This is a genomic window from Sphingomonas sp. A2-49 (assembly GCF_025548555.1).
Lineage (GTDB): Bacteria > Pseudomonadota > Alphaproteobacteria > Sphingomonadales > Sphingomonadaceae > Sphingomonas.
Genome location: NZ_JAJLPA010000010.1, coordinates 35,206 through 57,284 on the forward strand (window position 1 = coordinate 35,206; position 22,079 = coordinate 57,284).

General features: G+C 70.9%; 20 protein-coding genes. 6 read left to right on the top strand and 14 right to left on the bottom strand.

Annotation, left to right across the window (positions count from 1 at the left end):
• Positions 1-10: 10 nt before the first annotated feature.
• The 3 genes from LPN01_RS10260 to pepN form a co-directional block, all read right to left on the bottom strand.
• On the bottom strand, positions 11-760 hold the full coding sequence (locus LPN01_RS10260) for a sulfite exporter TauE/SafE family protein (RefSeq protein WP_262828302.1): 750 nt from the start codon (positions 758-760) through the stop codon (positions 11-13).
• Between the two features lie 51 nt (positions 761-811).
• On the bottom strand, positions 812-2,221 hold the full coding sequence (locus tag LPN01_RS10265; RefSeq protein ID WP_262828303.1) for a S41 family peptidase: 1,410 nt from the start codon (positions 2,219-2,221) through the stop codon (positions 812-814).
• A 121-nt stretch (positions 2,222-2,342) separates the two neighbouring features.
• Complete coding sequence (gene pepN, locus LPN01_RS10270) at positions 2,343-4,952, bottom strand: aminopeptidase N (RefSeq protein WP_262828305.1); 2,610 nt, start codon at positions 4,950-4,952, stop codon at positions 2,343-2,345.
• Between the two features lie 129 nt (positions 4,953-5,081).
• Between pepN and LPN01_RS10275 the strand changes: the two genes are divergently transcribed.
• Both LPN01_RS10275 and LPN01_RS10280 read left to right on the top strand, forming a co-directional pair.
• Positions 5,082-6,731: a M28 family metallopeptidase gene (locus tag LPN01_RS10275; RefSeq protein WP_262828307.1), complete on the top strand. Its 1,650-nt coding sequence runs from the start codon at positions 5,082-5,084 to the stop codon at positions 6,729-6,731.
• 4 nt (positions 6,732-6,735) lie between these two features.
• Positions 6,736-7,554: an NAD(P)-dependent oxidoreductase gene (locus tag LPN01_RS10280; protein WP_262828308.1), complete on the top strand. Its 819-nt coding sequence runs from the start codon at positions 6,736-6,738 to the stop codon at positions 7,552-7,554.
• Here LPN01_RS10280 and LPN01_RS10285 read toward each other — a convergent pair.
• The gene (locus LPN01_RS10285; RefSeq protein ID WP_262828309.1) at positions 7,464-8,381 is read right to left on the bottom strand and encodes a DMT family transporter; all 918 of its coding nucleotides are present in this window, start codon (positions 8,379-8,381) and stop codon (positions 7,464-7,466) included. The two genes, LPN01_RS10280 and LPN01_RS10285, sit on opposite strands and share 91 nt — an antisense overlap.
• Positions 8,382-8,391: 10 nt before the next feature.
• Entirely contained in the window at positions 8,392-9,393 is a 1,002-nt protein-coding gene (locus LPN01_RS10290) for a threonine aldolase family protein (protein ID WP_262828311.1), read from the bottom strand.
• 151 nt (positions 9,394-9,544) lie between these two features.
• Between LPN01_RS10290 and LPN01_RS10295 the strand changes: the two genes are divergently transcribed.
• A complete protein-coding gene (locus LPN01_RS10295) occupies positions 9,545-11,350 on the top strand; it encodes a DUF885 domain-containing protein (RefSeq protein ID WP_262828312.1) in 1,806 nt (601 codons plus the stop codon).
• Positions 11,351-11,368: 18 nt separating this feature from the next.
• Here LPN01_RS10295 and LPN01_RS10300 read toward each other — a convergent pair whose 3' ends face one another.
• Genes LPN01_RS10300 through LPN01_RS10315 form a run of 4 tightly spaced genes read right to left on the bottom strand, consistent with a single transcriptional unit; the run spans position 11,369 to position 15,189 of the window.
• On the bottom strand, positions 11,369-12,067 hold the full coding sequence (locus LPN01_RS10300; RefSeq protein WP_262828313.1) for a hypothetical protein: 699 nt from the start codon (positions 12,065-12,067) through the stop codon (positions 11,369-11,371).
• Between the two features lie 32 nt (positions 12,068-12,099).
• Positions 12,100-12,393, bottom strand: coding sequence for a hypothetical protein (locus LPN01_RS10305; RefSeq protein WP_262828314.1), 294 nt, complete (start codon positions 12,391-12,393; stop codon positions 12,100-12,102).
• Positions 12,394-12,404: 11 nt separating this feature from the next.
• A complete protein-coding gene (locus LPN01_RS19085) occupies positions 12,405-13,076 on the bottom strand; it encodes a cell wall hydrolase (protein ID WP_316747413.1) in 672 nt (223 codons plus the stop codon).
• A gap of 19 nt (positions 13,077-13,095) precedes the next feature.
• Entirely contained in the window at positions 13,096-15,189 is a 2,094-nt protein-coding gene (locus LPN01_RS10315) for a transglycosylase domain-containing protein (protein WP_262828315.1), read from the bottom strand.
• A gap of 133 nt (positions 15,190-15,322) precedes the next feature.
• Between LPN01_RS10315 and LPN01_RS10320 the strand changes: the two genes are divergently transcribed.
• Positions 15,323-15,907, top strand: coding sequence for an NADPH-dependent FMN reductase (locus LPN01_RS10320; RefSeq protein WP_262828316.1), 585 nt, complete (start codon positions 15,323-15,325; stop codon positions 15,905-15,907).
• On the opposite strand, the gene LPN01_RS10325 is transcribed toward LPN01_RS10320, so the two are convergent.
• Positions 15,904-17,193, bottom strand: a complete 1,290-nt coding sequence (locus tag LPN01_RS10325; RefSeq protein ID WP_410482825.1) for a dicarboxylate/amino acid:cation symporter — start codon at positions 17,191-17,193, stop codon at positions 15,904-15,906. The genes LPN01_RS10320 and LPN01_RS10325 overlap by 4 nt on opposite strands.
• Positions 17,194-17,324: 131 nt before the next feature.
• Between LPN01_RS10325 and LPN01_RS10330 the strand changes: the two genes are divergently transcribed.
• Positions 17,325-18,269, top strand: a complete 945-nt coding sequence (locus LPN01_RS10330) for a DMT family transporter (protein WP_262828318.1) — start codon at positions 17,325-17,327, stop codon at positions 18,267-18,269.
• 7 nt (positions 18,270-18,276) lie between these two features.
• On the opposite strand, the gene LPN01_RS10335 is transcribed toward LPN01_RS10330, so the two are convergent.
• From LPN01_RS10335 to LPN01_RS10350, 4 genes are all read right to left on the bottom strand, one after another.
• Positions 18,277-18,831 (bottom strand): hypothetical protein, encoded by a 555-nt coding sequence (locus tag LPN01_RS10335; protein WP_262828319.1) that lies wholly within the window; start codon positions 18,829-18,831, stop codon positions 18,277-18,279.
• Positions 18,828-19,046 carry a hypothetical protein gene (locus LPN01_RS10340; RefSeq protein WP_262828320.1) on the bottom strand — a complete coding sequence of 73 codons (219 nt, stop codon included), beginning with the start codon at positions 19,044-19,046 and terminating at the stop codon, positions 18,828-18,830. Before LPN01_RS10340 ends, LPN01_RS10335 begins: the two co-directional genes overlap by 4 nt.
• Positions 19,047-19,184: 138 nt before the next feature.
• On the bottom strand, positions 19,185-20,348 hold the full coding sequence (locus tag LPN01_RS10345; protein WP_262828321.1) for an alpha-hydroxy-acid oxidizing protein: 1,164 nt from the start codon (positions 20,346-20,348) through the stop codon (positions 19,185-19,187).
• A gap of 180 nt (positions 20,349-20,528) precedes the next feature.
• Entirely contained in the window at positions 20,529-21,305 is a 777-nt protein-coding gene (locus tag LPN01_RS10350) for a class II aldolase/adducin family protein (RefSeq protein ID WP_262828322.1), read from the bottom strand.
• A gap of 87 nt (positions 21,306-21,392) precedes the next feature.
• On the opposite strand from LPN01_RS10350, the gene LPN01_RS10355 reads away from it, so the two are divergent.
• A complete protein-coding gene (locus tag LPN01_RS10355; RefSeq protein ID WP_262828323.1) occupies positions 21,393-22,076 on the top strand; it encodes a Crp/Fnr family transcriptional regulator in 684 nt (227 codons plus the stop codon).
• The last annotated feature ends 3 nt before the right edge of the window (positions 22,077-22,079 follow it).

Consider the following 22,079-nt stretch of genomic DNA (forward strand, 5'->3'; position numbering starts at 1 on the left):
GCGGCGGGGTTCAGCCGATCGCGTCCCACACCAGCTTCGCGCCGAGCAGCACCATGAGGAGGTAAACGAGGACGTAGAAGCGCTGCGGGCTCATCCGCCGGATCACCCAGACCCCCGCCAGCGTCGATGCGATGGCGAGCGGCAGCAGCGTGGCGGACGTCGCCAGCGTCGTCGCGTCGAACGCCCCCAGCGCCAGATAGGCGGGCACCTTCGCCCAGTTGACGATCGCGAACAGGATCGCGCCGGTGCCGACGAAGCGTTCATGCGGCAGCTTGCGCGGCGCCACCCACATCTGGAACGGCGGACCGCCGGCATGCGCGATCTGGCTGGCGAAGCCCATGCCGACGCCGAACAGGCTGCCGACCCAGCCCGGCGATCGCGACGCGGCGACGGCGCGGCCGCCGCGCTCGATCCACAGCCGCCACAGCCCGAAACCGGCGGTGATCGCGCCCAGCATCGCCATCACCGCCTGCACCGGCAGCACCTCGGCGAATGCCCAGCCGAGCGCGATGCCGGCCAGCGCGCCGGGCAGCATCCAGCCGATCACCCAGCCGTCCCACGTCCGCCGGAACGACCAGACGCTCACCACGTCCTGCACGATCAGGATCGGCAGCAGGATCGCCGCCGCCTGCACCGGCGCCACCACGAGCGCGAGCAGCGGCGTGCCGAGCGCGCCGAGGCCGGACAGCCCGCCCTTGGCGAGCCCGACCAGGATCACCGCCGCGGCGGCCACGATCAAAAACAGCGGGTCGTGCAGCATGACGACGCGCTAGCACGGAAGCGACGCGGCGGGCAGCGCGCGCGCCGCCGGTCAGAACAGTCCCGGCACCTCGCGCTGGGCGGTGGAGACATCGGGTCCGGACGGCATCAGCGCTTCCTGCACCGCTGGCACCGACATCGCCCGCGCCTCCGCACCGGCCGATGCGGTGATCGCCGTGCAGCTCTTGCCCTGCAGGAAGTCGAGCGCGGACCGCGTCGATGCCTCGCGCGGATCGCCGAGCGGAAAGTTGAGATCGTCGGTGGCGCGGCAGCTCGCCTCCACCGTCGTCGCGAGGCCGTTGTAATAGGCGCCCTGCCGCGCCGAATTCTGGAGCGCGAAGGCGATGACGCGCAGCCGGTCGTCGCACGCCGCCCGGTCGAGCGCGATCTGCCCGACCGGCTTGCCATAGGTGTTGGTGCCGATCAGCCCGGCGTTGGCGTGCAGATAGGGGATGAAGGCGTTGATGACGAATTCGCTCGCCGACGCGGTGCCGCCGGTGCCGATGAACGCGACGCGGGTCGGCGCGACCGATTGCGGCTGCGGCGCGAAGAAGGTGGTTTCGTTGTTCGACGACTTTTCGGACCGGAAGGTCGTATAGCTCATTACGTCGGAGGTCGATCGATTGGCACCCAGCAGGTTGCTCATCAATTCGGCGATACTGACCAGCCCGCCGCCATTGTAGCGCAGGTCGACGATGATGTTGGTCACCCCCGCCGCCCTGAACTGTGAGAACGCGGCGCGCAGCGCCGGGTCGGCCGTGTCGATGAAGGTGCGCAGGTTGACGTAGCCGTAGCGCTGGCCGCCATCGGTGAGGATCTGCGCGCCATAGCGGCTGGATACCGGTGCCAGCGTGAAATCGGTCTTGGTGAGGGTCACGGTGCGCGTGCCGCTGCCGTCGCGGATCTGGAGCACGCGCGTGGTGCCGGCGGTGCTCGGCCCCAGCGCATCGCTCAATGCGGTGCCGCCCGCGGCATAGAGGCTGGCGACGGTCTGGAGCGTGCTCGCGCTGCTCCCGATCGCCAGGATCTCCGCCCCGCGATCCACGCCGGCGGCGAGCGCGGGCGCGCCTTCGAACGCCTCGGTCACGTACAGCCGCGAATCGGTCTGGCCCAACCGGATGCCGAATCCGGCGCTGGAGCCGGAGGAATAATAGGCCGTCTCGTCCTTGATCGACGTCAGATAGGTGAAATAGCGGTCGCGCCGCTGCGACCGGGCGGTGGCGGTGAGCGCGTCCAGATAGCTGCCGACGGTGGCATAGGGCGTCGGGTCGAGGCTGGCGGGGAGGGTTTCGGGGAACAGGTACCATTCGCGCAACTGCGCCGCGACCCAGTCCTGCCGCTCGCGCAGCGTACAGCCGGCGGTCGCGGTCGGCGTCGGCGTGACACCGGCGGGCCCGTTGCCGATCGCCGCGCCGCCCCCTCCGCCGCCGTCTCCGCCACACCCCGCAAGCAGGGCGGCCATCGCCACGAACGCTATCGAACGCCTTACTGCCACGGAATGTCTCCAACCGGTCGGCGGAGCGTAAACCCCCGTTCCGGGCGCGGCAATCGACTCCTTCGTTGGCGACGGGGGGCGCGGGGCGTCAGCCCAGGCTCTTCGATGCCTGTTCGAACAGGTCCTTGGACAGGCCGGGCGTCGCCACGATCCGCTCCAGCTCGGCGCGCATCAGCGCGGAGCGGTTCGCGTCGAACCGGCGCCAGCGTCCGAGCGGCGGCAGCAGCTTCGCCGCGGTCTGCGGGTTCAGCCGGTCGAGCGCGATCAGCTGGTCCGCCAGGAACCGGTATCCCGATCCGTCGGCCGCGTTGAACGCCCGCTGGTTCGCGCCATAGGCGCCGACCAGCGATCGGGCACGGTTGGGATTGGCCAGCGTGAAATCGGGATGGCGGGCGAGTTCGGCGACCTGGCGGCCGGTGTCGTCGCGCGACGACAAGGCCTGGGTCTGGAACCACTTGTCGATCACCAGCCCGTTGTCGGCGTAGCGGTTGTAGAAGATGTCCAGCGCCGCCTCGCGCTCGTCGGCATGACCGTTCGCCAGCGTCGTCAGCGCGCCCTGGCGGTCGGTCATGTTGTCGGCCGCCTCGAACTGGCGGAAGGCGAGGGCGGCGGCATCCGCCGCGCCGCTCGCGGCGATATAGCCGAGCGCCACGCTGCGCAGCCGCCGGTGCCCCTTGGCCGCGGGGCTGTAGACATAGGGGCCGGCGGGCGCGCGCTCATACGCCTCGCGCCACTGGTCGGCGAGCCGCTTGCCCAGCGCGCGGCGCAATGCCTCGCGCGCCGCGAAGATCGCGTCGGGATCGACCATCGCCATCTGGTCGCCGACGAAGCTGTCGGACGGCAGCAGCACCGCCTCCGCGACGAAGGCGGGGTCGAGCGTCCCGTCCGCCAGCGTGTTCGACACCGCGGTGACGACCGCGTCGTGATCGGGCGTCCCCTCGATCGTCGCGGCGACCAGGGTGTCGAGCATCAGCTGCTGCATCGCCTCGTAGCGGGCGAAGGGATCGTCGTCGTGTGCGCTGAGGAAACCGAGTTCCGCGGCGCTGCGGTCGCTCTCGATGATGACCGGCGACGAAAAGCCGCGGTTGATCGACAGCATCGGCCGTTCGGTGATGCCGTCGAAGACGATCGTGTTCGACCCGCGGTCGAGCAGCACGAGCTGTTCGTCGATCAGCGCGCGTCCGGTTTCCGCGCCGAACAGCTTGATCCTGAGCGGCAGGACCATCGGCTGCTTGTCGGGCTGGCCCGGCGTACCGGGGACGTGCTGCGCCAGCCGCAGCGTCGCGCGGCCCTCGCCCGCCTCGTGCGCCAGGCTGGCGGCGACGCGCGGCGTCCCCGCCTGACTGTACCACAGGCGGAACTGGGCAAGGTCCCTTCCGCTCGCCTCCTCCATGCAGGCGACGAAATCCTCGCAGGTCGCGGCGGTGCCGTCGAAGCGATCGAAATACAGGTCGGTGGCGGCGCGGAACGCCTGCGGCCCCAGCATCGTCGCCATCATCCGGATCAGCTCGGCGCCCTTGTTGTAGATGGTGGCGGTGTAGAAGTTGCTGATCTCCAGATAGCTTTCGGGGCGCACCGGATGCGCGAGCGGCCCGGCATCCTCGGGGAACTGCGCCGCGCGCAGCCCGCGCACGTCCTCGATCCGCTTGACCGCGGCCGACCCCTGGTCCGCCGAAAAGCCCTGGTCGCGATAGACGGTGAAGCCTTCCTTCAGGCTCAGCTGGAACCAGTCGCGGCAGGTGATGCGGTTGCCCGACCAGTTGTGGAAATATTCGTGCGCCACCACCGCGGCGATCGCGTCGTAATCGTAATCGGTCGCGGTGTCGGGATCGGCGAGGATGTAGCGGCTGTTGAAGATGTTCAGCCCCTTGTTCTCCATCGCGCCGAAATTGAAATCGTCGACCGCGACGATGTTGAACACGTCGAGATCGTATTCGCGACCATAGACGCGCTCGTCCCACGCCATCGAGGTCTTGAGCGCGTGGAGCGCATGATGCGTCTTGTCGATGTCGCCGGCGCGCACCCAGATGCCGAGTTCGACCGTGCGGCCCGATTGCGTGACGAAGCTGCCGCGGTTGACCGCAAGGTCGCCGGCGACCAGCGCGAACAGATAGCTGGGCTTGGGGTAGGGGTCGTTCCATTCCGCCCAATGGCGGCCGGCGTCGAGCGTGCCGGCATCGACCGGATCGCCGTTCGCCAGCAGGATCGGATAGCGCGCGGCATCCGCGACGAGGCGCACCGAATAGCGGCTGAGCACGTCGGGCCGATCGGGGAAATAGGTGATCCGGCGAAAGCCCTCCGCCTCGCATTGCGTGCACAGGATGCCGCCGCTGGCGTACAGGCCCATCAGCTGCGTGTTGCGTTCGGGCGCGATCTCGACCTCGGTCTCGACGCTGTGCGCGGCGCCGGCGAGCGGGACGACGAGCTGCTCGCCCTCGACCCGCCAGTCGTCGACCGTCCGCCCGTCGACGCGCACCGCCAGCGGCGCCTGTCCGGCCCCGTCGAGCCGCAGCGGTTCGTCGTGGTCGCCGTTGCGCGTCACCGACAGCGTCGCGGTGACGCGCGTCGCCGCGGCGTCGAGGTCGAACACCAGCCGCGTGTCCGGCACAAGCCATGCCGGCGGCCGGTAATCGTACCGGCTGATCGCGCCGTTGGCGTGGGGCGGCGGCGTGGCGATGGCTTGCGAGACGTCGAGCATGGCACCTTTATAGGAGGGTCCGCGGCGGCTGCCAGTCCTTCCTCCCCGCCCGCATCGCCGATGCGCGCCGCTTGCGCCATGGCACCGCGCTGGTACGCTGGTGCCGAACCGCCCTTCAGGACCTTCCGCATGATCCGTATCCTCGGCGCGCTCGCCGCGCTCGCGCTCGCTACGTCCGCTTCCGCGCGGACCGACCCTGCCGCGCCCCTGCCCGCCGACCAGGCGGCGATGAAGGCGCACGTGATGTTCCTCGCCTCCGACGCGATGAAGGGGCGCGAGGCGGGAAGTCCGGAATTCGACATCGCGGCGCAATATGTCGCCGCGCAATTCTATGCGGCGGGGCTGCGCCCGGCAGGCGACGCGGGCGGCTATCTGCAACGCGTACCGCTGGTGACCTATCGCGCCGCGGACAAGGGCGCGATGCGATGGGCGTCGGCGCGCGCGGCGGCACAGCCCTTCGCCTTCGGCGTCGACTATGTCCCCGCCGCCGATCCGGCGCGCGCCGAGACGCGCGTGTCAGCACCCGTCGTCTTCGTCGGGCGCGGCATCGTCGCGCCGCAGTTCGGCGTCGACGATTATGCGGGCGTCGACGTGCGCGGCAAGATCGTCGCGATGTTCGCGGGATCGCCGACGACCTTCCCGGGCGAGGAGCGCTCCTATTTCGCCTCGGCCGCGACCAAGGCGCAGATCGCCGCCGCGCGCGGTGCGGTCGGCATCGTCATGCTCGACAGCCCGCGCGCCGGCCCCCGCCAGCGCCCGTTCGCCGCGCTCGCAGGCAGCTACGCCAATCCGCGCACGACCTGGGCGACGCCGGCCGGCGTCGGCACCAGCCCGGCGCCGTCCACGCCGGTGCTCGGCACGCTCAGCCAGGCGGGCGCGACGAAGCTGTTCGCCGGCAGCGCGACACCGTGGTCGACGATCGCCGCACAGGCGCAGGCGGAGAACGCCCGCTACACCCCGGTCGCGCTCGCCGGCACGCTGACCGCGACGACGCGGACCAGCTTCACCGCGGGGGCGAGCAGCAACGTCGTCGGCATCGTGCCGGGGGCCGATCCGCGCATCGGGCGCGAGGTCGTGATCCTGTCGGCGCACCTCGACCATATCGGCGTGTCGCCGGCACGGCCGGGCGACGCGCCCGATCGCGACCGGATCAACAACGGCGCGCTCGACAATGCGATCGGCATCGCCAGCCTGATCGAGGAAGCGCGGCGCTTCACCGCCAGCGGCAAGCCGCCGCGGCGCACGGTGATGTTCCTGGCGGTGACGGGCGAGGAAAAGGGGCTGATCGGATCGAGCTATTTCGTCGATCATCCGACCGTGCCGGCCGACACGATCGTCGCCGACGTCAACCTCGACATGCCGGTGCTGCTCTACCGGTTCGAGGACATGATCGCGTTCGGCGCGGACCGGTCGTCGCTCGGCCCGATCGTCGCGCGCGCGGTCAATGCCGTCGGCGTCGGCCTGTCGCCCGATCCGATGCCCGAACAGGGGTTCTTCACCCGGTCGGACCATTTCAACTTCGTCCGCAAGGGGATCCCGTCGGTGTTCCTGTGGCCGGGGATCAAGGGTGCGGGCAAGGCGCCGTTCGAGGACTTCCTCGCCAACCGCTACCATCGCCCCGGCGACGACCTGAACCAGCCGATCCTGTGGGACCAGGGCGTCCGCTTCGTCGCGACCAATTACGCGATCGCGCGCGAGATCGCCGACGGGCCGGCCCGTCCGTTGTGGAACAAGGGCGACTATTTCGGCACGACCTATCGCGGTCCGATGGCGCAATAGGCGCATGCTGCTGGTCTTCGGCCTCGGCTATACCGCGCGGCGGATCGCGGCGGCGTGGGGGCCGGCGACGTGCGGCATCACGCGGGACGGCCGCGACGGTACGCTGCGCTTCGACGACGATGCGGCCGTCCGCGCCGGGATCGCGACCGCGACGCACGTCCTGTCCTCCGTCCCCCCGGACGGGGAGATCGATCCGGTGCTCGCCCGCTACGGCGATGCGTTGGGCGGGCGCTGGCTCGGCTATCTGTCCTCCACCGGGGTCTACGGCGACGCTGCGGGGGCGTGGGTGGACGAGGCCGCGCCGACCGGGTCGGGGCGCCGTCCAGCGCGCGCCGCCGCCGATGCCGCCTGGCTGGCGCGTGGCGCGCGCGTGCTGCGGCTGCCGGGGATCTACGGCCCCGGCCGCTCGCCGCTCGACCGCGTCGCCGAGGGGCGGGCGCATCGCGTCGGCCTGCCCGATCAGGTGTTCAGCCGTGTGCACGTCGACGACATCGTCGCCGGCGTCCTCGCCGCGGTCGACGCGCCGGCCGGGGCGTACAACCTCGCCGACGACCGCCCGTGCCCGCAGGACGAGGTGGTCGCATTCGCCGCGCGGCTGCTCGGCCTGCCGCCGCCGCCGCTGGTCGACGTCGCGACGCTGTCGCCGATGGCGCGCGGCTTCTATGCCGAGAACCGCCGGATCGCGAACGGCCGGGCGAAGCGGGTGCTCGGCTGGTCGCCGGCCTATCCCGACTATCGGTTGGGCCTGCGCGCCCTCAACGCGATGACCAGCCCGACGCCGGCCAGCGCGGCGCCCGCGGCGGCGAGCGGCGACCAGCGATAGCCCTCGAACAGCGTCGACAGCAGCATCGCGATCACCGGCACGATCACGCTCGAATAGGCCGCCTTGGCCGGGCCGATCACGCGCAGCACCCGGTAATAGAGCGGAAAGGCGAGCGCGGAGGCGACCAGCCCGAGATACAGGATGCCCGCCCAATAGGCGCCGCGCATCTCGACCACCGGCGGCCCGGTCAGCCACCAGGCGATGCCGCCGTCGATCCCTGCGCCGAGCAGCATTGCGATCGCCAGCGTCGCCGTCATCGGATAGGCGCGCGCGGTCGGCGTCGCCTGCAACACGTTGGCGGTGGAGGCCGCGAGGATGGCGAGGGCGGTAAAGCCGATCCCCGCCCAGGTCGCGCTCGCCCCGGTCGGCCCGGTGCGCGCCTCGTGCAGGAACAGCAGCGCGATGCCCGCCATCGCCACCGCGGATCCGGCGATCAGCTGCCCGCCCATCCGCTGGCCGAGGACGATGCGCGCGAACAGCGCGTTGGGCACCAGCAGCATCGCGAACACCACCGCGACCAGCCCGGAGGTGATGTAATGTTCGGCGCGATAGACGAAATTGAAGTTCAGGCAGAATTGCAGCACGCCGATCGCCGCCGCGAACGCCCAGCCGCGCGCGTCGAGATCGAACCGCTCGCCCTTCGCCTTCGCGGCCACCGCCATCGCCACCCCGGCGACGATGAAGCGATAGGTGACCGACCAGCTCGGCGGCACCACCGCGAGCTGGTCGCGGATGACCAGCCACGTCGATCCCCAGATCAGCGTGACGATCGCGAAGGGGACGAGGATCGCCGCGCGCGTCGACTGGGGCGGTGGCGCCGCGATCATGGCCGTCCGGTCACAGCGCCGCGATCGCGTCCGCCAGCGCCGCGACGTGCCCGGCCGGGCTGTCCCATGCGGTGACCAGCCGGATCTCGCCCGCCGCCCAGTCGTAGAAGTCGAACCCCTGCGCGCGCAGCGCCGCGGCCTCGTCCGGGGTGGCGCGCAGGAACACCTCGTTCGCCTCGACCGGGTGGACCAGCCGCGCGCCCGCCGCCGCCGCCAGCGTCGCCGCACGGGCATTGGCGGCACGGGCGTTGTCCAGCCACAGATCGTCCTCCAGCATCGCCAGCACCTGCGCGGCGAGGTAGCGCCCCTTGGAGAACAGCAGCCCGGCGCGCTTGCGCCGGTGCAGCGTCGCCCCCGCCAGCGCCGGCTTGAAGAAGACCAGCAGTTCCGCGCTCATCGCGCCGTTCTTGACGAAGCCGAAGCTGAGCGCGTCGACGCCCGCGCGCCACGTCACCTCCGCCGGCGTACAGCCCAGCGTCGCGACCGCATTGGCGAAGCGCGCGCCGTCCATGTGCAGGCCGAGCCCGCGCGCCGCGGCGAGCGCGCCGATCGCCGCGACCTCGTCCGGGGAATAGACCCGTCCGTATTCGGTCGCGTTGGTGATCGAGATCGCGTGCGGCTGCACCCGATGGACGTCGTTGGCGATGGCGTCGGCGACCGCGGCGATCGTCGCCGGCGTCAGCTTCGCGCCGTCGCCGTCGGCGAGGTACAGCTTGGCGCCATGCGTGTAGAATTCGGGCGCGCCGCCCTCGTCGTTCTGGATATGCGCGTCGCGGTGGCAGATGACGCCGCCGTGGGGCGGGCACAGCGCGGCGAGCGCCAGGCAGTTGGCGGCCGTGCCCGTCGGCACCCAGATCGCCGTCACGTCGGTCCCGAACAGGTCGGACAGGCGGCCGTCGAGCGCCTTCGACCGCGCATCGCCGTCATAGGCGGTGTCGAGCGTGTTGGCCGCGGCCAGCGCCGCCATCACCTTCGGGTGGACGGGCGCGGCATTGTCGGAAAAGAAGCGCATCGCTGCGCCTTGCGGCGGCGCCGCGGCAGCGTCAACGCCCTTGTCCCATCACGATCCGGGCCGTCGACCGGCCGATCGCTTCCGCCGCTGCATTCGCGCTTTGGCGCGGCGGGCGGGCTTTGCTAGGCACGCGGGCAAAGGGGATAGAAGAATGCGCCATCTGCTCGGTTCGCTGCTGCTCGCCACGATCGCCACGCCCGCGCTGGGCCAGGCGTTGCCGCCGCCGGTGGCGCTGCCCGGCGACAGTGCCGAGGACATGCGGCTGAAGCGGCTGTTCTACGACAGCGACGAACGCGACCTCGCGCTCGACCCGATCAGCGCGATCATGCGCGGCGACATGCGCTATGCCGACCGGTTCGGCGACTACGTCAGCGATGCCGCCACCGCCCGCGACAAGCGCAACCTCGAAGCCGATCTCGCCGCGCTGAAGGCGATCGACCGCAACCGGCTGACCCGCGTCGACCGGCTCGCCTACGACGTCTTCCGCAACGGGGCGGAGATCAACCTGCGCGGCTATGCGCCGGCGATCCAGTCGGTCACGCGGTTGCTGCCGATCAACCATTTCGGCGGCTTCCAGACCTTCTACCCCGACTTCGCCAGCGGCAAGGGCGGCGCGCCGTTCAGGACGGTGGCGGATTACGACAACAATCTGAAGCGCAACGCGGGCTATGCCGCGCTGTACGAGCGGATCATCGCGCGCTTTCGCGAAGGCATGGCGAAGGGCGTGGTCCACCCGCGGCTGGTGGTCGAGAACATGATCGCGCAGTTCGACAATCTGATCGCGCAGGGGACCGAGAAATCGGTGTTCTACGCGCCGGTGACGATGTTCCCCGCGTCGATCCCCGCCGCCGACCGTGCGCGGCTGACCGCCGCCTATGCCGCGCAGGTGCGCGACGTCATCACCCCCGCGCACGTGCGGATGCGCGACTTCCTCAAGACCGAATACCTGCCCAGGGCGCGCACCACGGTCGGCCTGTCGGCGATGCCGGGCGGCGCCGCGCTCTACGCCTATCGCATCGAGCTGAGCACGACGCTGCCGCTGACGGCGGAGGCGGTCCACCAGCTCGGCCTGTCCGAGGTCGCGCGGATCACCAAAGCGATGGAGGCGCAGAAGACCGCGGCGGGATTCACCGGCACGCTGCCCCGGTTCTTCGACTATCTGCGCACCGAAAAGCGCTTCCAGCCGAGCTCCGCCGACGAGGTCCGCCGCGATTTCGAGGCGATCGGCAAGCGGATCGACGCGCGCGTGCGCGAGCAATTCTCGCTGATCCCCAAGACCCCGCTCGAGATCCGGCCGGTCCCCGACTATCGCGCCAAGAGCGATGCCGCGGGCAGCTATCAGGACGGAACGCCCGACGGGTCGCGCCCCGGCATCTTCTACTACAACACCTACGACCTGCCGAGCCGCTACACCTGGGGCATGGAGACGCTGTACCTGCACGAGGCGGTGCCGGGCCATCATTTCCAGATCGCGCTGGCGCAGGAGAACACCGCGCTGCCCGCCTTCATGCGCTTCGGCGGCAACACCGCCTATGTCGAGGGCTGGGCACTCTATGCCGAAACGCTGTGGAAGCCGCTGGGAATGGAGACCGATCCCTATCAGCGGATGGGCGGGCTCAACGATGAAATGCTGCGCGCGATGCGGCTGGTGGTCGACACCGGCATCCACGCCAAGGGTTGGACCCGCGACCGGGCGATCGCCTACATGCTCGCCAATTCGGCGATGCCCCGGACCGACGCCACCGCAGAGGTCGAACGCTATATCGCCATCCCCGGCCAGGCGCTCGCCTACAAGATCGGCCAGCTCACCATATTGCGCCTGAAGGCGGAGGCGGAGGCGAAGCAGGGCGCCGCCTTCGATCCGCGCGCCTTCCACGCCGCGGTGCTCGACAGCGGCGCGCTGCCGATGCCGGTGCTGGAGGCCAAGGTGCACGGCTGGATGGCGGGCGAGAAATGACCGGCGGTCGCGCGCCGGTCAGGCGCCGACCGTCTTCGCCACCCGTCCGGCATCGTCGAGGAATTCGATCCGCGCGTCGCCCGCACGGGTAACGCGAAGGCGCAGGCGGGGCCGGCCGCGGCCGTCGTGCAGATCGAGGCGTGCGTCGCCGTCGCGATCCTTGCCGAAAAAGGCGCGGTCATGGCCGAACGCGCCGTTCGCCTTCATCCGCGCGATCGCCGCGTCCCGCGCGGCGGCGGGCAGCGGATCGAGCCGGCGGATCGCGGCGACGTCCAGCGCGGCATCCGGCCGATCGGCGACGCGCAGCCCGGCGCTGCGCCTGCCGCCCGCCTCGCTCTGTTCCAGCGCGACGACCTGGTCCTGTTCGTACTGGTCGAAGCTCAGATGCCCGAACGCCGCCGGCCCGTGCGTCCCGCCCCGCCCGCCGAAGATCAGGCCGCCGTTCTCCGACCCTTCGTCGTTGTAGAAGAGCATGCCCGCCGAATCGGTGCGCGCGGGGTGCGGATGTTCGCGGCCGCGGATGACAAGGCCCGGAAACCGGTCGCGCGCGGCGATCACCATGCGGATCGTGCCGTCGCGTTCGCGCAGGTTGATCCGGCCGATGTCGAGCGTGTCGAGCGTCCGCGGCGCGGCGGCGCCGGTGACCAGCGCCCATCCCACCGCGAGCGTCAGCCCGCCTGCGTACAGGATCAGCGCGCGCGTCGCATCGAATCGCATGGGACGTCTCCCTCGCCGGCGGACCGCCCGCCTCAGTGCATCCGTTCGGTCAGCACGATCTCGCCCTCGACCTCGATATCGTCGTCGTGGTCGAGCGCGTCCTCGTCGGGCATGTCGAACTCGGCGCTCCAGTCGTAGACCTTTTCCTGGCCGCTGCCCTCGACCCAGACGCGCACCGCGCCCTGCGTGATCTCGCCGCCCATCGCACCGACGAAATCGGTGACGAGCGCGTCGGCGGCGCTTTCGTGATCGGTCACGCCGGGGATGCTCGCGGCCTCGATCGGTTCGTCCATCTCGATGATCTGCGCCCAGAAACGTTTCGCCATGGTCATGTCCTTCAGGTTCTGACGTAGAACAGGTGCGTGCGGACACGCGCCACCTTGGTCAGCGAATCGCGCCAATAAGGCACCATCCAGTCGGTGTGATAATGCGTCGCGCGGCCGACGTCGGCAAATACATAGCCGGCGAGCGCGCGTCGCGCGTCGCGCCGCGCGCCGTCCCAGCCGAGATGGATCGCGCGCCGCTCGATCGATCCGTCGCAGGTGAACGAGAACTGGCAGCCGGTGTCGCGCGTCGATCCCTGATAGACGACGCCGCACACCGTCTTGGGAAAGCCCGGCGCCCGCACCCGGTTGAGCACCACCTGGATGACCGCGCGCTGCCCGCGACGATCGTCGCCCGCTTCGTAGAGCGCCGCGGTCGCGAGGCATTCGGTCGCCTGCGCCCGCGCCGCCGGGCCGCCGTGGAACCGGTATCGCACCGCGGGCAGGCGCCGGCCGCGATCGATCGGGACCGCGGCATTGGAGGCGCGCGCCTGCGCCATCGTCATCGGCTTGGCGAGGTTGGGCGGCGGCACCGCGCGTCGCCACGGACCGACCGACCCGGCGACCACCGCGATGGTGGCGACCACGCCGAGCAGCAGTAGCCAGCGTTCGGCGGACAGGTCGGGCGATCCGCGTCGCGGCCGGGTGCGGCCCCGGCGCGGGGCGGGCTTGCGGGTCCGCGCCATGGCGATCCGTCGACGGCGGCTAGAAGTCGCCGCCGCCGCCGCCGCCTCCATCATCGCCGTCGCGGCCCATCTTCATCTGCACCCCGAAGCCGTCGAGCGCATCCTCGACCTGCGGGATCGCGGCGCCGATCGGGTCCTCGACCGCATTGTCGATCGCTTCGGGGTCGATCGCGCCGTCCTCGACCACCACCGGGGCGGCCACGGGGGCGATGTTGAGCGCGGACACCATGAACTGGCGCCACATCTGCGCCGGGATGCCGCCGCCGTGCAGCCCGGGGTTGGGCGAGCTGTCGTCGTTGCCGACCCAGACGCCGACCACCAGGTCGCCGGCGAAGCCGATGAACCAGGCGTCGCGGTTCGCCTGCGACGTGCCGGTCTTGCCATAGGCGTCCATCGTCAGCACCGCCTCGCGCCCCGTGCCGCGCAACGACGAGGAGAGCAGGTCGAGCATCTTTTCGCGGATGTCGTCGGGCATCTTGCGGCTGCCGCCGGTCAGCGACTGGTACCAGCTCTTGTTGCCCGCCTTTTCCTCCAGCCCGCGCGGCGACACCGGATAGCTGCCGTTGGCGACCGCGGCATAGGCGGCGGTCAGTTCCAGCAACGACACCTCCGCGGTGCCCAGCCCGATCGTCGCCTCGTTCGGGATCGGCGTCGATATGCCGAGGTCGCGCGCCGCCTTGATGACGTTGCGCACGCCGACCTCCTGCGTCAGCCGCGCGGCGACGACGTTGGACGATCGTGCGAAGGCGCGGCGCAGCGGGATCTGGCCCAGATAGCGGCCATCGTCGTTCCGGGGCTTCCACCCGGCGATCTCGACCGGACTGTCGTCGGCCATCGTGTCGGGCGTCATCCCCGCGCGCATCGCGGCGAGGTAGACGAACAGCTTGAAGGTCGAACCCGGCTGGCGGCGCGCCTGCGTCGCGCGATTGAACGGGCTCTTCGCATAATCCTTGCCGCCGACCATCGCGACGACGCGGCCGTCGCGGCGCATCGCGACGATCGCCGCCTGCGCCTGGCGCAGCCCCGCCTGGCGGATCACCCGTTCGGCGGTGCGTTGCAGGCGGCGGTCGAGCGTGGTCTTCACCGTCGCCTCGGTCTTGATCTCGCCCGCCTGGTCGCGCGCGTCGGGCAGCACCCAGTCGGCGAAATAGGTGCCGCTCGGCAATTGCGTCGGGCGGCTCGCCAGCACGCGCTGCGGCTGGACCGCGGCGCCCTCCGCCCTGGTCAGGAAGCCCGCGTCGACCATCGCGGCGACCACCAACATCTCGCGCTTGCGCGCACCCGCCAGGTTGCCGGTCGGCGCGAGGCGCGAGGGCGCCTTGACGAGGCCGGCGAGCATCGCCGCCTGGCCGATGTTCATCCGTTCCGGCTCGCGGCCGAAATAATGTTTCGACGCGGCGCGCAGGCCATAGACGTTGTCGCCGAAATAGACGTTCGACAGATAGCGCGACAGGATCTCGTCCTTCGACAGCCACGCTTCCAGCCAGAAGGCGATCATGACCTCGCGGATCTTGCGCGCGGCGGTGCGGTCCGAATCGAGGAAGGCGTTCTTGGCGAGCTGCTGCGTGATCGTGCTGCCGCCCTCGCGCACCCCGCCCGACCCGACGTTGTGGACGAAGGCGCGCAGGATGCCGCGCGGATCGATGCCCCAGTGCGAGCGGAAGCGCCGGTCCTCGATCGCCATGAACGCCTCGGTGACGTGCGGGGGCAGCTTGGCGGCGTCGACGGGCGTGTCGAGGATCGCGCCGCGCCGCGCGATCGGGGTACCGTCGTCGGCGGTCAGCGTGATCGATGGCGGGGTCGGCGGCTGCAACGACTTGCTGAGCGGCGCGGTGACCGCGAGCCAGCCGATCGCGAGCACCAGCAGGACGATACCGGCGGCGATGCCGCGGAGGATCCAGCGGCCGACGGTGCGCGGACGGCGCGGCGGGACGGGGGCGGGATCGCCGTCGTCCGCACCGACGAAGGCGTCGAACCGGCCTGCGTAGCGGTCCGCCGGCCGGTCCGCATGCGGCGCCGGATCGTCGTCCAGCGCATAGCGCCGGCCGATCGCGGACGGTCGTGAGGTATCGACGGGTTCGTGACGCATCGGCTCGTCCCAGCGGTCAGCCATGGGGTGTATTATAATCCTAAAACAGCTGGCGCAAGGGGGTGCGGCGACATCGCGTCGCGGCGGCGGTTTACCGTGGGCGGCGCGCGAACGCCAGCGGCTGGCGCGCGCCGCTGCATGACGCTATCGCCGCTGTATGGCCGCTGAACCCACATCCCCCCCGCTCGTCGTCGGCATCGGCGGCACGATCGGCGGCGTGTCCTCCACCGAGCGCGCGCTGCGCATCGCGCTGGAGGCGGCCGAGCGCGAGGGGTTTCGCACCCGCATGTTCGGCGGCGCCGACATGGCGCGGCTGCCGCTCTACGATCCGCGCGCGACCAGCCGTACCGTGGACGAGGAGGCGTTCGTCGATGCGGTCCGGCATGCCTCCGCGGTCATCATCGCCAGCCCCGGCTATCACGGCAGCATCTCGGGCGTGGTCAAGAACGCGCTCGACCTGCTGGAAGAAACCGCGAGGGACGCGCGCCCCTATCTGGCCGACATGCCGGTCGGGCTGATCGCCACCGCTTACGGATGGCAGGCGACGGGATCGACGATCGCCGCGCTGCGCTCGATCGTCCACGCGTTGCGCGGCTGGCCGACGCCGTTCGCCGCGGCGATCAATACGCAGATCACCAAGTTCGACAGCGAGGGCGGCGCGAGCGACCCCGCGGTGGTCGAGCAATTGTGCATGGTCGGGCGCCAGGTCGCCCGCTTCGCCCCGCTCGCCACCGCGTCCTAGGCGATCGCCGGCGCCGCGGCCCCGGTGTCGTCGAGCAGGCCCTGCCGCTTCGCGACGATCGCGGGGACCAGCGCCTGCCCCGCGACGTTCACCGCGGTGCGCCCCATGTCGAGGATCGGATCGATCGCCAGCAGCAGCCCGGCGCCCTCCAGCGGCAGGCCGAGCGTCGACAGCGTCAGCGTCAGCATCACCAACGCGCCGGTCAGCCCCGCGGTCGCCGCCGATCCCAGCACCGAGACGATGACGATCAGCAGATAGTCGCTGCCGTGCAGCGGCACGTTGTAATATTGCGCGACGAACAGCGCGGCGATGGCGGGATAGATGGCGGCGCAGCCGTCCATCTTGGTCGTCGCGGCGAACGGCACGGCGAAGGCGGCATAGCTGCGCGGCACGCCCAGCCCCTTTTCCACCACCTGTTCGGTGACCGGCAGCGTCGCGATCGACGAGCGCGACACGAAGCCGAGCTGGATGGCGGGCCACGCCGCCGCGAAGAACCGCCGCGGGCTCATCCCGTTGGCGATCAGCAGCAGCGGGTAGACGACGAACAGGACGAGCGCGAGGCCGATGTAGACGGCGATGGCGAAGGTGCCGAGCGCGGACAGCGACTGCCAGCCGTAGCGGACCACCGCGCTGCCGAGCAACGCGCCGGTGCCGATCGGGGTCAGCCGCACCACCCAGCGCAGGATACGGCGGAAGATCGCGAGCGCCGAGGCGTTGAAGGCGAGGAACGGCGCCCCTGCCTCGCCGACGCGCACCGCCGCGACGCCGATCGCGACCGCAGCGACGATCAGCTGGAGCACGTTGAACGACAGGCTGGTCTTCGCCGCGCCGTCGGCGAGCCTGGTCGACGCCTCCAGCGCGAGGACGTTGACCGGTACCAGCCCGCGCAGGAAATCGAGCCACGATCCCGCGGTGTCGGGCCGCACCGCCGCCGCCAGCGTCACGCCGGCATGCGCGCCGGGTTGCAGGATCGTACCCAGCACCAGCCCGATCGACACCGCGATCAATGCGGTGATCGCGAACCACAGGAAGGTGCCCGCGACCAGCCGCGCGGCATTGTCGAGGTCGCGCAGCGCGGCGATCGAGGCGACGATCGCGGTGAACACCAGCGGCACCACCAGCGCCTTCAGCAATTGCACGAACATCTCACCGACGATCCGCAGCCCGTCCGCGAGGCCCGCGATCGCATAGTGGCGCGCGACGAAACCGAGCAGCAGGCCGATGGCCATACCGACGAACACCTGCATTCCGAAGCTGGGTCTGGTCACGCGCGTGGTCCTGTTCATCGGCATCACATAGGGTCGCGCTGTAACGGTGCGACCCAAGAAAAGGCTGCGCGCCATAAAGCCGGACCCCGCGACGGGTGTGCGGCGCGGCGTGGGGCGTGTACCGGCCGGCCGGCAACGGGGGCGACGGCATGCAGCGCGACGATGGAACGACCGCAGGGGCGGGGGCAGGAACGCGGACAGGGGCGGCGCACGGCACGCGCGGGGCCGCGTTCGCGATGCTGGTGCTGGCCGGCCTGTGCTGGAGCCTGGGCTTCCCGCTCGGCAAGCTGGCGCTGCGCGAGATGACGCCGGCACACATGGTGCTGTGGCGCTTCGTCGTCGCGGCGGCGGTGGCGATGCCGTTCGCGGTCGGGTCGGCGGCGGCGCGCGCGCTGTTCCGGTCGCCGGCGGTCCTGCTCGCCGGCATATTGTACGGCGTCGCCTTCCTCGTCCAGTTCGAAGGGCTGGCGCGCGTCAGCGTCACGCTCGCGGCATTGCTGGTGGGGGCGATGCCTGCGCTGATCGCCATATCGGCGCGGCTGCTCGGCGAGGCGACCAGCCGCATCAGCTGGATCGGGGTCGCGGGTGCCACCGTCGGTGCCGCGCTGATCGCGGGCGATCCGGGCGACGCCGGATCGCTGGCGGGCGTGCTGTTGTCGCTCGCCTCGCTACTGCTGTTCCTCGGCTGGTTCTACGCGCTCAAGGCCGCGCCCGCCGCGCCACAGGCCCTCGCGATGCCCGCGGTCACCGTGGTGGTGGCGGCGGTGGTCGTCGCGCCGCTCGCGCTGCTGTTGCACGGCGCGCCGCCGGTGGCGCTGTCGGGTGCGGCATGGGCGGGCATCGCGGGGCAGGGCCTGCTGGCGACCGCGCTCGCCACCGCGGCGTGGCAATATGGCGCGTCGCGCGTCGGCAGCGCGAGCGCGGGCGTGTTCATCAATATCGAGCCGCTGATGGGCGCGATCCTGGGCGTCGCCTTTTTCGGCGACCGGGTGACGCCGTTGCTCGCGGGGGGCGGCATGCTGATCCTGATCGGCAGCCTGATGGCCGTGATGGGGGAGGCGCCGGGGCACGAGGTGCCGCCGACCGCGGCGTGACCCGCGTTCAGCAACCCGCCGGTTGCGCGAGGATCAGCCGGTCGCCCAGCGCCCCGTAGAAATCGCAGACGTCGACCAGTTCCGCACGCCCCGGTGCCAGCCGGGTGCCGAGCGGATAGCGGCGCAGCGCGTCGCCGGCGGGGACGCTCCAGCCCGCGGTCATCACTTCGCCGCCCGATACGTCGGGCCGGCGCACCCAGCCGTCGCAATGGATCAGGCAGGCGCTCGACCGGCCGAGCGCCCGCAGCCGGTCCTGATCCTCGCGCGCGGCGAGCGGATGCAGCGTGAAATCGCGCAGCTTGTTGGCGGTGTTGCGCTGCTCCTCGCGCACGACATGGCCCGCCGACGCGCCGAGCGCATCGAGCAGCCCGTGCAGGAACCGGTCGAGTTCGCGCAGGCAATTGGCGATGAAGCGCGCGCGGGTGCGGAAATGCGGTCCCTGCGGCCATCCGTCGGCGATCACCGGCCGATCGGCGAATCCGGCAAGGAATGCGGCGCCGCGCGCCAGCGTCTCGTGCGCCGCCGCTGTCCCTTGCAGCGGCGTCACGGATGCGTGGATCACGCCTCGGTCTGCACCGTCGCCAGGGTCGCGGCGGCGCGCGTCGCCGCGGCCCGCTGATCGCGCATCACCTCGGTCCGCTCGGCACGCGACGCCATCGCCTCCCACGACCGGGCGGCGCGTTCGCAGCGGTCGCGCACATTGTCGAGCGTGGCATCGGCGGCATTGCTGCGCTCCTGATCGGCCTGCTTGCGGAAGAATGTGGCGTCGCTGGACATCGGGTACCTCGTCAGCGGAAGAAGAATCGCGGGAAGCGACGGCACCCGCGGCGGATGCCGCGCGAAAGACCGTCGATATGCGACTGTAGGAAGCTGTTAGATGGGCGCTCGCGCTGCGATAAGCAAGCGGTGCGTCGATCAGGGATGCCGCGTCGCCCCCGCCGCGCGCACCGCGGCGATATCCGGATAGCCGTTGACCGCCATCAGCAGGTCCGCCTCCGCCAGGATACAGCGCAGGACGTGCGCCGCCCCCGCTGCGCCATCGAGCGCGAGGCCATAGGCATAGGGGCGGCCGATACCGACCGCGCGCGCGCCCAGTGCCAGCGCCTTCACCGCGTCGCTGCCAGACCGCACGCCCGAATCGAACAGCACCGGCGTCGTCCCCGCCGCGGCGACCACCCCGGGCAGCATGTCGATCGCGGCGATCCCCCCATTCGCCTGCCGCCCGCCATGGTTCGAGCAATAGATCGCGTCCGCCCCCGTATCGACCGCGCGCCGCGCGTCGTCGGGGTGGCAGATGCCCTTCAGGATCAGCGGCAGCCGCGTCAGCGAGCGCAGCCAGGGCATGTCGTCCCAGGTCAGCACCTTGCCGAACACCCCCATCCACTGGCGGATCGCGGCGGCGGGATCCGCCTCCGGCGGCTTGGCGAGCATCGCGCGGAAGACGGGATCGCTGAAATAGTTGGTGAGCACCGCGCCGCGCAGCTGCGGGAAGCTCGCGGTGTTGAGGTCGCGCGGCCGCCAGCCGGTGACCCAGGTGTCGAGGGTGACGACGATCCCCTTGTATCCCGCCGCCTCCGCGCGCGACACGAGGCTGGCGGCAAGGTCGCGGTCGCGCGGGGTGTAGAGCTGGAAGAAGCCGGGCGTGTCGCCCATCGCCGCGGCGACGGCTTCGAGCGGATCGTTGGCGAGCGTCGACGCCATGAACGGCACGCCGGTGTCGGCGGCGGCACGCGCGGCGGCGAGGTCGCCATGGCCATCCTGCGTGCAGATGCCGTTGACGCCGATCGGCGCCATGAACAGCGGATGCGGCAGCGTCAGGCCGAGCAGGTCGATCGACAGGTCGCGCGTCGTGCAATCGACCATCATCCGCGGCACCATGCCCCAATGACGGAACGCGGCGGCGTTGCGATCCTGCGTCGCCTCGTCGCCGCAACCGCCCTGCACATAGTCGAGCACCGCCTTCGGCATCGCCGCGGTCGCGCGTCGTTCCAGCGTGGCGAAGTCCACCGGCAGCTTCGGCAGCACGCCCGACAGGCCGGCGCCATAGATCGCATTCTGGTAATCGCCGTAATGGGGCATGGCTCGTCCGCCTTCAGTCGGTATGCCGCGCGCGGCGCAGGGAAGATGGTTCACGCGGAGGCGCGGAGATGTCGTTGGCGGTACGCGGGTTGCCTGCCATCACGCCCGGTGTCGGAAGGACGGGCTGCGCCGCTCTCTACACCTCCGCGCCTCCGCGTGACCCCCTTTTTCAGTTACCGATCAATCCCGGAAGCCGGGATCGATCCGGTCGAGCTTGCGCAACAGCGCGGGCCAGGCGAGCTGCTGCGCCAGCATTGCCATGCCGGCACCGGTCGACTGCTGCTCCACCTTCTCGGCGACGCCCTGGTTGGGATCGTTGAGGTTGGCGCGGCCTGCGCTCAGCATCAGGATCTGCGCCTCGCAGGCGCGTTCGAGGAAATACATGCGCAGGAACGCCTGCGCGACGCTGGCGCCGACCGCGAGCGTGCCGTGGTTGCGCAGGATCATCGAATGGCGCGTGCCGAGGTCGGCGACCAGCCGTTCGCGCTCGTCGAGCTCGGTCGCGATACCCTCGAAGTCGTGATAGGCGACGTCGTGGCCCGCGATCATCGCGGTCTGCGTGTGCGGCAGCAGCCCCTCGGCCATTGCCGAAACCGCCTGGCCGTGCGGCGTGTGGAGGTGGAGCACCGCCACCGCATCCTCGCGTGCGGCGTGGATCGCGGAATGGATGACAAAGCCGGCCCGGTTCACCGGGGCGGGATTGTCGCCGACCTTGTTGCCCTCGACGTCGATCTTGACCAGCGACGATGCGGTGATCTCCTCGAACATCATCGAATAGGGGTTGATGAGGAAATGGTGCTCCGGCCCCGGCACCCGCGCCGACAGATGCGTGAAGATCAGGTCGTCCCAGCCATAGAGCGCGACCAGTCGATAGGCGGCGGCGAGGTCGACGCGTAAGCCCCATTCCTCCGCCGACACGGTGTCGCGCATGCTCACGGGCTTCAGGGCGGTGGCCATCGGTCGTCCTCTCATCGTCTCGTCGTTGGCGCCAGGATGCCACGGTTCGCCGGTCCGGAATGTCGCGAAGTTGACAAAGTGGCCGCTGTGGCGCTGATTTCCGCGATGGATGCCGCCGATCGCCAGTTGCTCGACGCCGATGGCTGGTTCAGCAGCCTGCCGGTGCCGCGTCGCGACGCTTTGCTCGCCGAAGCGCGGGTGCGCAGCGTCCCCGCGGGCACGTCGCTGTACGCGATCGGTGATGCGCCCAACGGACTGTGGGCGGTGCTGGACGGCGAGGTGCGGCTGACCGGCCATCCGGTCGCGGGCCACGAGTTCCTCGTGCTGATCGTGCGGCCGGGAACGTGGTTCGGCGAGGTGTCGACGCTCGACGGCGGCCCGCGCCCGCACGACGCGGTCGCATTCGGGCCGACGCGGATGCTCCACCTGTCGATGCCCGCCTTCGCGCGGCTCGCCGGAACGATACCCGCGCTCTACCACGACCTCGGCCGGCTGGTGTGCCTGCACCAGCGCGCCGCGCTCGACTTCATCGCCCAGGCGATCGCGCTGCCGCTGCCGACGCGGCTCGCCAAGCTGCTCGCCGATCGCACCCGCACCGACGATGCCGTGCTGCGCATCCGGCAGGAGGATATCGCCGCCATGCTCGCGGTGTCGCGCCAGACGCTCAACCGCCATCTCGCGGCGCTGGCGCGCGCGGGCGTCGTCCGCCTCGCCTATGCGCGGATCGAGGTCATCGACCGGGCGCGGCTGTTCGCGCTCGCCAGCGCCTGAGCG

Bases quoted from the DNA above. Each gene is read 5' to 3' on its own strand.
- LPN01_RS10290 (WP_262828311.1), bottom strand. From the start codon at position 9,393: ATGCGCTTCTTTTCCGACAATGCCGCGCCCGTCCACCCGAAGGTGATG.
- LPN01_RS10305 (WP_262828314.1), bottom strand. From the start codon at position 12,393: ATGGCGAAACGTTTCTGGGCGCAGATCATCGAGATGGACGAACCGATC.
- LPN01_RS10285 (WP_262828309.1), bottom strand. From the start codon at position 8,381: ATGATCGCGGCGCCACCGCCCCAGTCGACGCGCGCGGCGATCCTCGTC.
- LPN01_RS10295 (WP_262828312.1), top strand. From the start codon at position 9,545: ATGCGCCATCTGCTCGGTTCGCTGCTGCTCGCCACGATCGCCACGCCC.
- LPN01_RS10340 (WP_262828320.1), bottom strand. From the start codon at position 19,046: ATGTCCAGCGACGCCACATTCTTCCGCAAGCAGGCCGATCAGGAGCGC.
- LPN01_RS10345 (WP_262828321.1), bottom strand. From the start codon at position 20,348: ATGCCCCATTACGGCGATTACCAGAATGCGATCTATGGCGCCGGCCTG.
- LPN01_RS10330 (WP_262828318.1), top strand. From the start codon at position 17,325: ATGCAGCGCGACGATGGAACGACCGCAGGGGCGGGGGCAGGAACGCGG.
- pepN (WP_262828305.1), bottom strand. From the start codon at position 4,952: ATGCTCGACGTCTCGCAAGCCATCGCCACGCCGCCGCCCCACGCCAAC.
- LPN01_RS10300 (WP_262828313.1), bottom strand. From the start codon at position 12,067: ATGCGATTCGATGCGACGCGCGCGCTGATCCTGTACGCAGGCGGGCTG.
- LPN01_RS10280 (WP_262828308.1), top strand. From the start codon at position 6,736: ATGCTGCTGGTCTTCGGCCTCGGCTATACCGCGCGGCGGATCGCGGCG.
- LPN01_RS10315 (WP_262828315.1), bottom strand. From the start codon at position 15,189: ATGGCTGACCGCTGGGACGAGCCGATGCGTCACGAACCCGTCGATACC.
- LPN01_RS19085 (WP_316747413.1), bottom strand. From the start codon at position 13,076: ATGGCGCGGACCCGCAAGCCCGCCCCGCGCCGGGGCCGCACCCGGCCG.
- LPN01_RS10320 (WP_262828316.1), top strand. From the start codon at position 15,323: ATGGCCGCTGAACCCACATCCCCCCCGCTCGTCGTCGGCATCGGCGGC.
- LPN01_RS10275 (WP_262828307.1), top strand. From the start codon at position 5,082: ATGATCCGTATCCTCGGCGCGCTCGCCGCGCTCGCGCTCGCTACGTCC.
- LPN01_RS10325 (WP_410482825.1), bottom strand. From the start codon at position 17,193: ATGAACAGGACCACGCGCGTGACCAGACCCAGCTTCGGAATGCAGGTG.
- LPN01_RS10260 (WP_262828302.1), bottom strand. From the start codon at position 760: ATGCTGCACGACCCGCTGTTTTTGATCGTGGCCGCCGCGGCGGTGATC.
- LPN01_RS10265 (WP_262828303.1), bottom strand. From the start codon at position 2,221: ATGGCCGCCCTGCTTGCGGGGTGTGGCGGAGACGGCGGCGGAGGGGGC.
- LPN01_RS10350 (WP_262828322.1), bottom strand. From the start codon at position 21,305: ATGGCCACCGCCCTGAAGCCCGTGAGCATGCGCGACACCGTGTCGGCG.